We start from the raw sequence: 13,107 nt of genomic DNA, 5'->3' as shown, positions 1-13,107 counted from the left end.
GGCTGGGCCTGCCGGCCCTACGCCCCTCCGCCCGGTCGCCGCCGCGAAAACTGCTGTTCGATCACCTCGGCGCCCCATTGGGTGCCGAGCCATTCCTTCGCCAGTTCGAAGCCATGCGCTTCGTAAAGCCGCCGCGCCGCGTCGAGGCCTTTCATGGTCCAGAGCTGCGTCGCGGCAAAGCCGGCCTGATCGCAGAAGGCGACGGCCTCGCTCAGCAGCCGGCGGCCGACGCCGCCGCCGCGACAAACCTCGTCGAGGATGAACCAGCGCAGATGCGCCTGGTTGTCGCCGAGATCCTCGCCGTCGATGGCGATCGAGCCGACGATCCGGCCGTTTTGGATGGCGGCCCATGCCTGGTTGCGTGGATTTTCGAGCCGGTTGGTAAACTCGGCTGCGCCGCTGGCCACCGTGCTCTCGAAGAACTGCCCGAAGCCCCAGTGCCGCGAATAGTGCGTGGCGTGCATCTCGGCCACCCGCCCGATCCATCCGGGCTGGTAGCCGGTGACGATTTCGATGGGCGGCGCCGCCGCTTCGCCAGCGGCCGGATCACGTGCCGCCAGGGCGCGTGCGTAAGACGAAAGCCCCAGCGCCACCGCCTGTTGCTCGGCCGGGTTCAGATGCGCGAGCGCCGCTGTCACCTGATCCCGAGCAAAGGCATGGATCCCGGCGACGGTGCGCTGGCCCTGCGCGGTCAGCATCAGCGGCTTGACGCGACCGTCCTCGTCGCCGGCAGCCTCCATCAGTTCGCCCGCGCCGATGAGCTTGCCGAGCATGCGGCTGATGCTGGATTTCTCCAGCTTCAGGACCTGAACGAGCTGGGCGGCGGTCATCGATCCCCGGCGCTCGACCTCCAGCAGCGCATGCACCGCCGAGGCGGAATAGGCGGTGCCGGCCAGCGTCGGGTCCATGAAGCCGAGTTCACGGACGATTCCACGCGATGCGGAACGGATTTCATCAACCAAGGCGACACTGGACACGCGGGAACCTCATTGTCTCGATAGTTGCATTATACAACCATATGGCCCGGTCCTGTCCAGCCGGACATTCGGGCGCAGTGCCGCGCCGTCAATCGGAAACGGGATGAGCAACGTTTCCATTCATCGCTGAAGGCCTGCCCGGATTTCACCACGGCGCATTTTTGAGCAGAAGCGGAGGCATATGAACGGTTTGTTGGATCTCGGCTCAAACAGCGTTGCGTGAAATCCCTGTTGCGTATGCCGAATGTCGCTTGACGTGCGCGGCATGGCATGTTGACGTTTACATGAGGAAAAGGCGCTGGGTGGAGGCGCCTTTGCGGCGTTGAGGAATGCCGTGGAAGGGGAGGGGAAGCGCGTGCGCAACGACGGCGGAGCTATGGTCGTGGCTATTCGGGCGAGAGACATTTGATGTCGCGCGGTCCGATCGTCGATACGCATCTCCATCTCTGGGATCCCAAGAGGCTGCGCTATGCGTGGCTCGACGGCAATGCCGTGCTCGACCAGGCCTATGGGCTCGACCGCTACAATGAGGCGACCGAAGGCCTTGGCGTAGAAGCCATGGTTTTCCTGCAATGCGAGGTCGATACCGCGCAGTATGAGCAGGAAGCCGAGTGGGTCGCCGGCCTCGCCAAAATCGATCCGCGCATCAAGGGCATGGTCGCCTGGGCGCCGCTCGAAAAGGGTGCCGCTGTCGCTGCTGATATCGAGTGCCTGGCCCGCCACGACATCCTGCGCGGCATCCGCCGCATTATCCAGTTTGAGCCGGATCTCGATTTCTGCCTGCGGCCCGATTTCATCGAGGGTGTGCGCACGCTCGCCGATTTCGGCCTCTCCTTCGATATCTGCGTCGATCATCGCCACATGGCGAACGTGCTGAAATTCGCGGCGCAGATTCCCGAAGTGCCGATGATCCTCGATCATATCGGCAAGCCGGCGATCGCGGATGGCCTGATGGAGCCGTGGCGGACCCAGATGCACCAGCTGGCCGAGCTGCCGCATGTCTCGTGCAAGATCTCGGGCGTCGCCACCGAGGCGGATCACGCCAACTGGACCGAGGACGAGCTGAAGCGCTACGTCCAGGTCGCCATCGACGCCTTCGGCTTCGACCGCGTGATGTTCGGCGGCGACTGGCCGGTCGCCGTGCAGGCGATCGAGTTCCGCCGCTGGGTCGCCATTCTCGACGACGTCCTCGCCTCGGCCTCCGACGCCGAGCGCCAAAAATTCTGGCGCGACAATGCCGTCCGCTTCTATCGGCTGGAGACGGCTCGATGACAGTTTCTGCGCCGCTCGTCTCCGCGCGCGGCATTTCCAAATCCTTTGGCGGCGTCGAGGTTCTGAGGAATGTCGACCTCGACCTGATGCCGGGCGAAGTGCACGCGCTTCTGGGGGAGAACGGCGCCGGCAAGTCGACCTTCGCCAAGATTCTCGCCGGCGTGCACCGGCCGACGCGCGGCACGATCGAGCTCGGCGGCAAACCCGTCGAGATCGCGTCTCCGATCGCCGCCCAGCGCCTCGGCATCACGCTGATCCACCAGGAGCCGATCTCGTTCCCGGATCTGTCGGTCGCTGAAAATCTGGTCATCGGCCAGGTCGGCGCCAAGCCGCTCGGCCGCGTCCGCTGGGCCGAACTCGCCAAGGAAGCCCGCCGCCTGATGGGCCTCTTGAACGTGCCGATCGACGTCACCGTGCCAATGCGCGGCCTGTCGATCGCCGACCAGCAGATGGTCGAGATCGCCCGTGCGCTCGCCTCCGATAGCCGGCTGATCATCATGGACGAGCCGACCGCCGCGCTGACGCCGAAGGAGGTCGAGACCTTGTTCAAGATCGTCCGCCGGCTGCGCGAGGAAGGCCGGACGATCATCTTCATCTCGCATCGCCTGGAAGAAGTGCGCGCCATCTGCGACCGCGTCACCATCTTCCGCGATGGCGACAAGATCGAGACGGCGACGACGGCGAGCCTGACCGACGCCGACATCATCCGTCGCATGATCGGTCGTCCTGTGGCCGACTACCTGCATCGCGGCACCAGCCATGTCGGCGAGGTCGCGCTTTCGGTGCGGGCGCTGACGCTGCCGGGCCGGTTCGAGAACATCTCGTTCGACATCCGCAAGGGCGAGATCGTCGGCCTCGGCGGGCTGGTCGGCGCCGGCCGCACCGATGTCGCCCGCGCCATCTTCGGCGTCGCGCCGGCGACCTCGGGTGTGATCGAGATCGACGGCAAGCCGGTGACGATCAACGAGCCGACCGACGCCATCGGCCTCGGCATCGCGCTGGTGTCCGAAGACCGCGCCATCGCAGGCATCTTCCGCACGCTGCCGGTCGAGACCAACATCACCGCCGCCGTCCCGAAGCGGATCGCGCCCAAGGGCATCATCCGCCGGACGGTCGAGAAGGCGCTGGCGAAGGAATCGGTCGAGAAGCTCTCGATCCGGCTTGCTTCCGTGCGCCAGCCGATCGGCGAGCTTTCCGGCGGCAATCAGCAGAAGGCGATCCTCGCCCGCTGGCTGCTGGCCGAGCCGGACATCCTGATCCTCGACGAGCCGACGCGCGGCATCGATATCGGCGTCAAGGCCGAGTTCTACGACATGATCGGCGAACTCGCCGCCGGTGGCCGCGCCATCCTGCTGATCTCCTCCGAATTGCCCGAGTTGCTCGCCTTGTCCGACCGCATCCTCGTCATGTCCGAAGGCAAGCTGACGGCCGATATTCCGCGCGCCGAGGCGAGCCAGGAGACGATCATGCATGCCGCCGTGCCGCGTTCCGGCCGCCATACGGTTTCGGGAGCAGCGGCATGAGCGAGATCGCCCGCCTGTTCCGCGCCCGCGAGGCCGGCATCCTCGTCATGCTCGTGCTGTTCGTGGCCGTCGTCAGCCTGATCCAGCCGCGCTTCTTCTCGACCGAGACGCTGCGCATCGTGCTGCTCGCCGTGCCGCTGATTCTGGTCGCGGCGATGGGCCAGATGATGGTGCTGGTCGCCCGTCACGTCGACCTCTCGATCGGCTCGATCCTCGGCTTCTCGGCCATCGCTGCCGGCATGGTGTTTCGCGATCATCCGGAGCTGCCGCTTTTCGTCGGCTTCGCCGTCGGCGTGCTGTCGGGCGCGGCGCTCGGCTTCGTCAACGGCCTGGTGGTGACGGTGTTCAAGCTGCCGTCGATCATCGTCACGCTCGGCACGCTCAGCCTCTATCGCGGCCTGCTGTTCATCCTGTCCGGCTCGAAGCAGATCGACCCGAACGATATTCCCGAGCCGTTGATCCGCATGGCGCAGACCTCGCCGATCGACATTCCGTGGATCGTCATCATCGCCTTCGGCGTCGCCTTCGCCACCTGGCTGTTCCTGACCTATAGCCAGATCGGCCGCCAGATCTACGCGATCGGCTCCAATCCGGTGGCGGCACCCCTGCGCGGCATCCGTGTCATGCCGGTGACGATCCTCGTCTTCACGCTGTCGGGCGCGCTGGCGGGCCTTGCCGGCCTGATTTACGCGGCGCGCTTCGGTTATGTGAACCCCGGCATCACCGGCGTCGGCTTCGAGTTCACCGTCATCGCGGCGGTGGTCATCGGCGGTGTCTCGATCAATGGCGGCGTCGGCTCGGTGCTCGGCACCGTGCTCGGTGTGCTGCTGCTCGGCTCCGTCCAGGTGGCGCTGCCGATCCTCGGCGTTTCCGGCTTCTGGCAGAACGCCATCTATGGAGGCATCATCCTGATCGCCCTCGTCATCGACCGCACCGTCCGCCAGGGCGGCCTTCGCGGCCTGCTTGCCCGAGGTGGCGCATGACTTCTATCGACAAGAACCCCGTCGCCCCGCGCGTGATCGTTCGCGAGGCCGCGGCACCCCGTCCGCGCTGGCAGGTCTGGCTGATCCGGCCGGAAGTGGTGACGCTGCTGCTTCTGGTGATCGCAGCGATTGTCGCGACCCGGCTGTCGCCCTTCTTCGCCGATCTCGGCTTCATCCTGGAAAGCTCGACCTATTACATCGAGTTCGCCATCGTGGCGCTGGTCCTGACCATCGTCATCATTTCCGGCGAGATCGACCTGTCGCCCGCCGCCCAGATGGCACTGTCCGCCTGCCTGTTCGGCACCGCCTTCAAGGCCGGCGCGCCGATCCCGGTCGCCATGGGCGTCAGCCTGCTGTCGGGCCTGGTGATGGGCGCCTTCAACGGCTTTTTCGTCACCGTGCTGCGGCTGCCGTCGATCATCGTCACCATCGGCACGCTCATCCTCTATCGCGGCCTGGCGCAGGTGCTGGCCGGCGACAAGTCGATCAGCGGTTTCCCGGGTTGGTTCGTCGGCATCGACTACCGCATGGTCGGCATCGTGCCGGTGCCGGTGCTGGTCTTTATCGCCGCGTCGATCCTGCTCGGCCTGTTCCTCGGTATCACCATCTATGGCCGCCAGATCTACCAGATCGGCACCAGCGAGATCGCCGCCATCCATGCCGGCATCCGCGTCCGCCGCATCAAGATGGGCCTGTTCATCGCCTCGGGGCTGACGAGCTCGATTGCAGGCCTGATGGTCGCGTCGCGTCTCGGCTCGGTCCGCTACGATCTCGCGACCGGCGGCGAGCTGACCATGGTGCTGATCGTCATGCTCGGCGGCACCTACATCTTCGGCGGTCGCGGCTCGATCCTGGGAACGTTCCTTGCCGCCTGGCTGCTCGTCATCATCGCCACCGGCATGACCGTCGCCAACATCGCCATCAACGCGCAGCTCACCATCATGGGTCTGCTGCTCATCGTCTCGATCATCGCCACCAACGCGATCTATGCCCGTAGCCAACGCTAACGGGCGCTAACGCAGCACTAACAGGGAGGAACTGAAAATGCTGAGAAGAAACCTGATGCTCGCCGTCGCACTCGGTGCGACGCTTCTCTCCGGAGCGGCCTATGCCGCCGACCCGGTCTCGATCGTCTACATCCCGAAGAACACGGGCAATCCGTACTTCGATTCGATCATCAAAGGCTTCGAGGACGGCTGCAAGACACTCGGCTGCGAGTTCACCACCGTCGCTCCGGCCTCGGCCGAAGCCACCTCGCAGATCCCGTTCGTCACCGCGCAGATCCAGCGCGGCGTCAACGTCGTCGCCATCTCGCCCAACAGCCCGGATGCGCTGAACCAGGTGTTCGACCGCGCCCGCGCCAAGGGCACGATCATCCTGTCGGTCAATTCCGACATGCCCGGCAACGAGACGCACCGCGACGCCGCCATCCTGCCGGTCGACTTCACCAAGACCGGCCCGTCGCAGGTCGAGCTGCTGGGTAAGCAGATCGGCTATGAGGGCGAGATCGCCATCCTCTCGGCCACCACCGACGCGCCCGACCAGAACGTCTGGATCGCGGCGATGAAGGAAACCCTCGAGAAGGATCCGAAATACGCCAAGATGAAGCTGGTCACCATCGCCTACGGCGATGACGACCCGCAGAAGTCGACCACCGAGACCGAAGCCCTGCTCGCGAACTACCCGAACCTGAAGGGCATCATCTCGCCCACCACGGTCGGTGTTGCCGCCGCCGCCCAGGTCGTCGAGACGGCCAAGAAGGCCGACAAGGTCAAGGTCGTCGGCCTCGGCACGCCGAACCAGATGCGCCGCTTCATCGAGAACGGCACGGTCGAGGCGTTCCAGCTCTGGAGCCCCTACAATCAGGGCCTGCTCGCCGCCAACTTCGCCGTCGGCGTCAAGAACGGCACGATCAAGAACGAAGCCGGTACCGTCTTCGAAGTGCCGGGCCTCGGCAAGGTGACCGTCGAGAAGGACAGCGTGATCAAGACGCAGGCCGACCTGACCACCTTCGACAAGACCAACATCGCCGACTTCAACTTCTAAGCTCTCGTCCAGGTTCGATGCCCGCGATGCGCTTCGGCCCGTCGCGGGCATTGTCATATCCACCCCCACATGCTGTGGCGAGCCCGCCGCAGCCGCGCGCCGTCGCAACGGAAGCCATCATGAACAGCTATGATTTCAAGGACCGCGTCGCCATCGTCACCGGCGGCGGCCAGGGCATCGGCCGCACCGTCGCCGAGCGCATCCTCGCCTCCGGCGGCAAGGTCTCGATCTGGGACCGCGACGCGGCGCTGCTCGAAAAGACCGTTGCCGAGATCGGCAGCGCGAATGTCGAGGGTCGCGCCGTCGACATCGGCGATCTCGCCTCGGTCGAGGCGGCAACGGCCGCGGTGATCGGCCATTTCGGCCAGATTGACATCCTGATCAACAATGCCGCCATCGTCGGCCCGAACGCGCCAACATGGGAATATCCGCCGCAGGCCTTCAGCGACGTCGTCCATATCGGCCTTACCGGCACGTTCCATTGCTGCCGCGCCGTCGTCCCGCACATGATGGCGCGCAACTATGGCCGCATCGTCAATGTGAGCTCGGTCGCCGGCAAGGAAGGCAATCCCAATGCCGTCGCCTATTCCTCGACCAAGGCGGGCGTGCTGGCGCTGACCAAGTCGCTCGGCAAGGAACTGGCGACCCAGAACATCTCGGTCAACGCCGTGACCCCGGCGGTCGCCAAGACGACGATGGCGCTGAGCCAGGCGCCGGAATTCCTGGCCTATATCCTGGCGAAGATCCCGCGTGGCCGCATGCTCGAGCTTTCGGAAGCCGCGTCGATGATCTGCTTCCTGTCGTCGGAGGAGAATTCCTTCACCACCGGCGCCACCTTCGATCTCTCGGGCGGCCGCGCGACCTATTAGTCCGGGCTGTCCTTGCTTCCCCTCTCCCGCTCGCGGGAGAGGGTAGGGTGAAGGGCTTGCTTGCTTCTGATTGCGACGGGGCGAAACTTCAAGAAGACCGTCACCCCAGCCCTCTCCCGCTCGCGGGAGAGGGGGTACGCCTGAGTCCTGCGCCTACGGCGTCGGCGCGTCGGCGCGGATCAGGCCTTCATGCTTCAGTTCGGCCCAGAGGTCTGCAGGGATCTCCATGCGGACGAGGTCGAGATTGGTGGTCACCTGCTCCGGCTTGAACGCGCCCGGAATGACCGAGGTCACGGCCGGATGGTGCAGCGGGAACTGCAGGGCCGCCGCCGGCAGCGGCACGTTGTGGCGCTGGCAGACCTCGGCGATGCGACGGGCCTTCTCCAAAATCTCCGGCGTCGGTTCGAAGTAATTGTACTTCGCGCCCGGCACCGGGCCGGTGGCATAGAGGCCTGACGAGAACACGCCGCCGATGACGATGCCGACATTGCGCTCGACGCAGAGCGGCAGCTCCTCCGTCAGCGTCTCCTGCTCGCCCAGCGTATAGCGCAGCGCCAGCAGGAAGAAGTCCATGTCGAACAGTTCGAGGAAGCGCGGGATCAGGCCGAGTTCGTTGATGCCGGCGCCGATGGCGCGGATGCGCCCGGCCGCCTTCAGCTCGGCCAGCGCGCGAAAACCGCCATTGGCGAGCTGGGCGAAGCCGGCTTGCACCATGGGTTCCGAGCCGCGATGCCACCAGTCGAGATCGTGGATGACCAGCGTGTCGATGCGGTTCATGCCCAGGCGCTGGAGGCTGTCCTCATAGGCGCGCATGACGCCGTCATAGCTGTAGTCGAAATAGTGATCGAAATGCAGGCCGCCGGACCAGAAGCCGGTGTCGAACTCGTCGGGCTTCTGGATCGGTGCGCGCAGGATACGGCCGACCTTCGTCGAAAGGATCAGCTCGCCACGATCCTGCTTGTAAAGGAAGCGCCCGACGCGGTGCTCGCTCTGTCCGCGACCATACCAGGGCGCGGTATCGTAATAGCGGACGCCCGCGTCCCACGCCGTCTTCAGCGTCGTCTCGGCATCGGCGTCCGACACCTTGGTGAAAAGTTCGCCGAGCGGCGCCGCGCCGAAGCCGATCTGCGGCAGCATCACGTCGGTGCGGCCGAGTTGTCGGCGCTTGAATGGATCCATGGTCTCTCTCCCTTTCGCGGCCTCGCCCATGACCTGCGCCGAGCTGCCTCATCCGTGCCGATATCGGCCGACAGGCAGGCGTGCGTCGAAGGGCCTGATGGCGAGCCGGCCCATAGAATGGCAGGATCGTGTAAACGTCAACACGGCACCCGAGCCGAGGTTTCGATATCCATCAATTCACATCAAGTTGCGCGATATTCCTTGCTTGTCCATGGGGGCGATGGCAGCTTGTGGGCCAGAGGAAACGCGCATGCGATCGCCGGTCCATGCCCCTGATCCGCAAGAAGACAGGGTAGGGATGTAAACGTTATGTCAGGGAAATTGCCGGGTGGCCGACGCCAGCCGACCATTCATGAAGTGGCGGCGACGGCGGGCGTCTCGATCGGAACCGTGTCGCGAGTCGCCAGCGAGAGCCCGCGCGTCGCGCCGGAGACGCGCGCTCGCGTGCTGGCGGCGATGGCCGAGCTTGGCTACCAGCCGAATGCGGCGGCGCGCGCCATGCGCACCAACCAGACCATGACGATCGGCTTCCTGATCCCGGACATGACCAACCAGGTCTTCGCCCGCGTCGCGCAGGGCGCGGAGACCGTACTGGCGCCGGAAGGCTACATGCTGTTCGCCTTCTCGTCGAACCGCTCGCCGGCGCGCGAGATCGAGTTCCTGCAGGCGGCCCGGCAGCGCCAGATGGACGGGCTGATCGTGACGCTCTCGGACGAGACGGCCACCGGCACGATCGAGGAAATCGCCCGCATGGGCGTTCCGGTCGTGGTGCTCGATCGCGAAATTCCGGTCGAGGCCGACGTCGTCTACAGCGAGCACATGCAGCCGATCGAGACCGTGGTCGAGCAATTGCTGCAACTCGGCCACCGGCGCATCGGCCTGATCACCGCCTCGCACAACATCCGCCCCGGCCGCGACCGCGTCGCCGGCTTCAAGCGGGCGCTGGAGAAGGCTGGCGTGCCGATCGACGACTGGCTGATCCGCGCGCGAACCCAGAGCGCCGAGCGCGGCATGGCCGAGACGCATGATCTCCTGACCGGTCCCAATCCGCCGACCGCCATCCTCGCCGCCGGCAGCGATATTTTCTACGGCGCGCTGAAGGCGGTGCGGCTGCTCGGCCTGTCGATTCCGGACGATATCTCCTTCGTCGGCGCCGACGATGCGCTGCTGGGCGAACTGGTCTATCCGCCGATCACCGTCATCGACCGCGACATGGTCGAGGTCGGGCGTCAGGCGGCGGGCCTGCTGCTTGAGCGGCTGAAGGGCCTCGACGTGCCGCCGCGCCGCATCATGCTCGGCAGCGACGTGCTGCTGCGCAGCTCGATCGCCGCGCCCAAGATTCGCTGACCTAGGCGGCTTTCAGGCCGGCGGCGATGGCGGCCATTGGGTGCGTGGCCGTGGTCTCCGACAGGCGCTCGACCTGGCAGCGGCAGGAAAAGCCGGTGGCAAGCACCGCGGCTTCGCCCTTAAGGGCCGGGGCCCAGGAAGCGTCGAACAGGGTTCGGCTCACCGTCTGTTGGCGTTGCTCATGCCCGAACAGGCCCGCCATGCCGCAACAGCCGGTCTGGGTCGGCCGCACCGCCAGCCCAAGCGCGGCGAACACCTCCTGCCATTGCCTGAGCGCCTGCGGCGCCGCCGAAGCTTCGGTGCAATGGACCATCAGTCTTGGCGCACTCGTGCCAGGCGCGGCCTGTGGCCACGGATCGCCGGCCTCAAGCCGCTGGCGCAGGAATTCCTGCACCAGCATCACCTTCGGCACGGAGGGCGTAACCTCGCGGAACTCGCTGCGGGTCATCAGCACGAAGGCGGGATCGACTCCGATCATCGGGCGGCCGATCTTCTCTAACTCGTTGAGCGCCGCGATCTGCCGTCCGGCCAGCCGGGCGAAGCGCCGGCGCATGCCTTTGGCATGCGCCGCCTTGGAGCCGGGGGGGAGCGTCACGATCAGTGGATGGTAGCCGAGCGCCGCCAGCCCGTCGCAGACCGCCTGAACCGCTCCGGTATCGAAGGTCGCGGTAAAGGCATCCTCCAGAACCAGCACGGTATTTTCGGCCGTGGCGATCGTCCCGATCCTGCTGTGGCGGACAACGGGATGGCCAAGCTGGCGCAGGCCGCGTCCCGAGATTTCAGGCAGATCGATGAAGCCGAGGGCGCGCGCCGCCACGCCGCTTGCCAACGGCATAAGCCGGCGTGCCAGTGGCCGGATGCTGGCCAGCATCGGCGCCATCGCTTCGACCGCGACCGCCGCATGGTCGCGCAGTGGCCGGCGATGGCCGGCATGATAGGCGTCGAGAAACTGCGACTTCAGGGCCGGAACGCTGACATGCGCGGGACAGGCGCTGCCGCAGGCGTTGCAGCCGAGACAGCTGTCGAGCGCTGAATAGGTGTCACGGCCGATCGCGGCGAGTTCTGGGTCCTGCGCTGCCTGTGCCTGTCGCCATTGCCGCACGGCGTCGGCGCGTCCCTTCGGCTACTGGCGCAGGTCACGCGTCGCCTTGAAGGAGGGGCAGATCGGCACGGTCTTGCTGTAGTTCAAGCAGGAGGCATTGCCGTTGCAATGAAAGGCCTTCTCGAAAGCCAGGTCGCCCGGCGCATTGCCCTGCCGAAACGGCAGGTCGACTATGCCGATCCGATGGCGATCGAGCGTGACGAGCTTGCCGGGATTGAAGCGCTCCTGCGGATCGAAGGCGCGCTTGATCTGCTGGAAGGCGGCATAGGCGACCGGGCCGACATAGTCCGGCAGATAGGCGCCGCGAATGCCCTTGCCATGTTCGCCCCAGAAGATGCCGCCATGCTTCGTGCAGAGCGAATAGACGGCATCGGAGATTGCCTTGAAGGTCGCCTGATCGGCCTTGTCGTCGAGATCGAGCGCCGGGCGGACATGCAGGCAGCCGACGTCGATATGGCCGTAGATGCCATAGCGCAGGCCGTGCCCCCTGAGGATCGCGTCGAATCCGTCGACGAAGGCGACGAGGTTTTCGACCGGCACGACGCAATCCTCGACGAAGGCGACGGGCCGCCTCGCGCCCTCGCGCTTGCCGAGCAATCCGACGGCGGCGGCGCGTGTCGACCAGAGGCGGGCGCTGTCGGCGGCGTCGCGGGCGCAATAGGTGCCGATGACGCCGCGAAGTCGCTGCGCGTCCTCGGTCAACCGGGCGACGGAGCGCGCCAGCGCGTCGGCATCCTCGCCGACGAACTCGACGAACAGATACGAGATCCTCGCCTCGGCCTCGCCCCGGATCCCGACGGGCAGGCTGTCCATCAGGCCGGCCTCGCGGGCAAGCCGCTGGACCCAGTCGTCCATGATTTCGATCGCCAGCGGTTCGTGGTCGAGCAGTGGCGCGCCCGCGGCAAGGGCGTCGGCGAAATTGTCGAAGGCGACGACGACGAGGCGCTTGTGCTTCGGCAGCGGCACCAGCTTCAGCCGGATTTTCGTCACGAGGCCGAGCGTGCCTTCCGCGCCGAGCAGCAGCCGCCACCATTCGAGCTGGTCCGTCGCCGGGCGGGCACGTTCGAGATCGTAGCCGGTAAAGCGGCGCGAGATGCGCGGCGTGTTTTCCACCAGTGCCTGCCGCCCGGCGTCGCAGGCAGCGGCAATCTCGTCCAGCATGGGTGCTGCCCAGGCCGGCGACGGCTCGAGGCTGCGGATCGTCCGGCCGCCACTCGTGACCAGATCGAGGCCGAGCACGTTGTCGCTGGTCTTGCCGTAGATCCGCGATCCCTTGCCGGAAGCATCGGTGCTCAGCATGCCGCCGATGGTGCAGCGGTTCGAGGTCGAGGTGTTGGGCGCGAAGAACAGGCCGGTATGGGCGATGGCCGCATTCAGTTCGTCGAGCACGATGCCCGGCTCGACTTCAACCCAGCCCTCCGCCTCGTTCAGCGCGAGGATGCGCGTCATGAAACGCTGGAAATTGACGATGACGCCGCGATTGAGGCTCTGGCCATTGGTGCCGGTGCCGCCGCCCCGCGCCGTGATCGGCAGGCTCTGGAATTCCGCCCGGTCGGCGACGGCCATCAGGGTCGCGACGTCAGCGGCGTCTCTCGGCGCGACGATGATGTCGGGTTCTACCTGATAGACGCTGTTGTCGGTCGCCATCGCGGCCCGGGCAGCGTGATCCATGGCGATGTCGCCGGCGAACCCGGCCTTGCGCAGGGCGCTGGCGAAGGCGGTCGGCGATGGAAGGCGGGGTGTCAGGGCGGCGCTGGCATGGAGCATTGGGAAAGAACCTCTCGGGGCTCTCCTTGAACCATGACCCGG

General features: G+C 66.1%; 11 protein-coding genes. 7 read left to right on the top strand and 4 right to left on the bottom strand.

Going from position 1 to position 13,107, the window contains the following annotated elements; all coding sequences use genetic code 11:
• Positions 1 to 17: 17 nt before the first annotated feature.
• Positions 18 to 977 carry a bifunctional helix-turn-helix transcriptional regulator/GNAT family N-acetyltransferase gene (locus OSH12_RS19960; protein WP_266345378.1) on the bottom strand — a complete coding sequence of 320 codons (960 nt, stop codon included), beginning with the start codon at positions 975 to 977 and terminating at the stop codon, positions 18 to 20.
• Positions 978 to 1,385: 408 nt separating this feature from the next.
• Here OSH12_RS19960 and OSH12_RS19955 point away from each other — a divergent pair, with 408 nt between their 5' ends.
• The 6 genes from OSH12_RS19955 to OSH12_RS19930 all read left to right on the top strand — a co-directional run bounded on the left by OSH12_RS19955 (position 1,386) and on the right by OSH12_RS19930 (position 7,670).
• Positions 1,386 to 2,249: an amidohydrolase family protein gene (locus OSH12_RS19955; RefSeq protein ID WP_266345377.1), complete on the top strand. Its 864-nt coding sequence runs from the start codon at positions 1,386 to 1,388 to the stop codon at positions 2,247 to 2,249.
• On the top strand, positions 2,246 to 3,772 hold the full coding sequence (locus OSH12_RS19950) for a sugar ABC transporter ATP-binding protein (protein ID WP_266345376.1): 1,527 nt from the start codon (positions 2,246 to 2,248) through the stop codon (positions 3,770 to 3,772). Before OSH12_RS19955 ends, OSH12_RS19950 begins: the two co-directional genes overlap by 4 nt.
• Complete coding sequence (locus tag OSH12_RS19945; protein ID WP_266345375.1) at positions 3,769 to 4,755, top strand: ABC transporter permease; 987 nt, start codon at positions 3,769 to 3,771, stop codon at positions 4,753 to 4,755. Before OSH12_RS19950 ends, OSH12_RS19945 begins: the two co-directional genes overlap by 4 nt.
• Positions 4,752 to 5,762 carry an ABC transporter permease gene (locus OSH12_RS19940; protein WP_266345374.1) on the top strand — a complete coding sequence of 337 codons (1,011 nt, stop codon included), beginning with the start codon at positions 4,752 to 4,754 and terminating at the stop codon, positions 5,760 to 5,762. Before OSH12_RS19945 ends, OSH12_RS19940 begins: the two co-directional genes overlap by 4 nt.
• 37 nt (positions 5,763 to 5,799) lie before the next feature.
• Positions 5,800 to 6,801, top strand: coding sequence for a substrate-binding domain-containing protein (locus OSH12_RS19935; RefSeq protein ID WP_266345373.1), 1,002 nt, complete (start codon positions 5,800 to 5,802; stop codon positions 6,799 to 6,801).
• 119 nt (positions 6,802 to 6,920) lie between these two features.
• Positions 6,921 to 7,670 (top strand): SDR family NAD(P)-dependent oxidoreductase, encoded by a 750-nt coding sequence (locus OSH12_RS19930; protein ID WP_266345372.1) that lies wholly within the window; start codon positions 6,921 to 6,923, stop codon positions 7,668 to 7,670.
• Between the two features lie 153 nt (positions 7,671 to 7,823).
• Here OSH12_RS19930 and OSH12_RS19925 read toward each other — a convergent pair whose 3' ends face one another.
• On the bottom strand, positions 7,824 to 8,849 hold the full coding sequence (locus tag OSH12_RS19925) for an aldo/keto reductase (RefSeq protein WP_266345371.1): 1,026 nt from the start codon (positions 8,847 to 8,849) through the stop codon (positions 7,824 to 7,826).
• A 309-nt stretch (positions 8,850 to 9,158) separates the two neighbouring features.
• Between OSH12_RS19925 and OSH12_RS19920 the strand changes: the two genes are divergently transcribed.
• Complete coding sequence (locus OSH12_RS19920; protein WP_266345370.1) at positions 9,159 to 10,196, top strand: LacI family DNA-binding transcriptional regulator; 1,038 nt, start codon at positions 9,159 to 9,161, stop codon at positions 10,194 to 10,196.
• A gap of 1 nt (position 10,197) precedes the next feature.
• On the opposite strand, the gene OSH12_RS19915 is transcribed toward OSH12_RS19920, so the two are convergent.
• Both OSH12_RS19915 and OSH12_RS19910 read right to left on the bottom strand, forming a co-directional pair.
• Positions 10,198 to 11,298, bottom strand: coding sequence for a (Fe-S)-binding protein (locus OSH12_RS19915; protein ID WP_266345369.1), 1,101 nt, complete (start codon positions 11,296 to 11,298; stop codon positions 10,198 to 10,200).
• 21 nt (positions 11,299 to 11,319) lie between these two features.
• Complete coding sequence (locus tag OSH12_RS19910; protein ID WP_266345368.1) at positions 11,320 to 13,065, bottom strand: FAD-binding oxidoreductase; 1,746 nt, start codon at positions 13,063 to 13,065, stop codon at positions 11,320 to 11,322.
• Positions 13,066 to 13,107: the final 42 nt, after the last annotated feature.

The organism is Kaistia terrae (assembly GCF_026344005.1).
GTDB lineage: Bacteria > Pseudomonadota > Alphaproteobacteria > Rhizobiales > Kaistiaceae > Kaistia > Kaistia terrae.
This window is presented reverse-complemented; position numbering and strand designations above follow the sequence as displayed.

Coding starts and splice junctions, on each gene's coding strand:
- OSH12_RS19945 (WP_266345375.1), top strand. CDS start 3,769: ATGAGCGAGATCGCCCGCCTGTTCCGCGCCCGCGAGGCCGGCATCCTC.
- OSH12_RS19955 (WP_266345377.1), top strand. CDS start 1,386: ATGTCGCGCGGTCCGATCGTCGATACGCATCTCCATCTCTGGGATCCC.
- OSH12_RS19930 (WP_266345372.1), top strand. CDS start 6,921: ATGAACAGCTATGATTTCAAGGACCGCGTCGCCATCGTCACCGGCGGC.
- OSH12_RS19950 (WP_266345376.1), top strand. CDS start 2,246: ATGACAGTTTCTGCGCCGCTCGTCTCCGCGCGCGGCATTTCCAAATCC.
- OSH12_RS19910 (WP_266345368.1), bottom strand. CDS start 13,065: ATGCTCCATGCCAGCGCCGCCCTGACACCCCGCCTTCCATCGCCGACC.
- OSH12_RS19920 (WP_266345370.1), top strand. CDS start 9,159: ATGTCAGGGAAATTGCCGGGTGGCCGACGCCAGCCGACCATTCATGAA.
- OSH12_RS19925 (WP_266345371.1), bottom strand. CDS start 8,849: ATGGATCCATTCAAGCGCCGACAACTCGGCCGCACCGACGTGATGCTG.
- OSH12_RS19940 (WP_266345374.1), top strand. CDS start 4,752: ATGACTTCTATCGACAAGAACCCCGTCGCCCCGCGCGTGATCGTTCGC.
- OSH12_RS19935 (WP_266345373.1), top strand. CDS start 5,800: ATGCTGAGAAGAAACCTGATGCTCGCCGTCGCACTCGGTGCGACGCTT.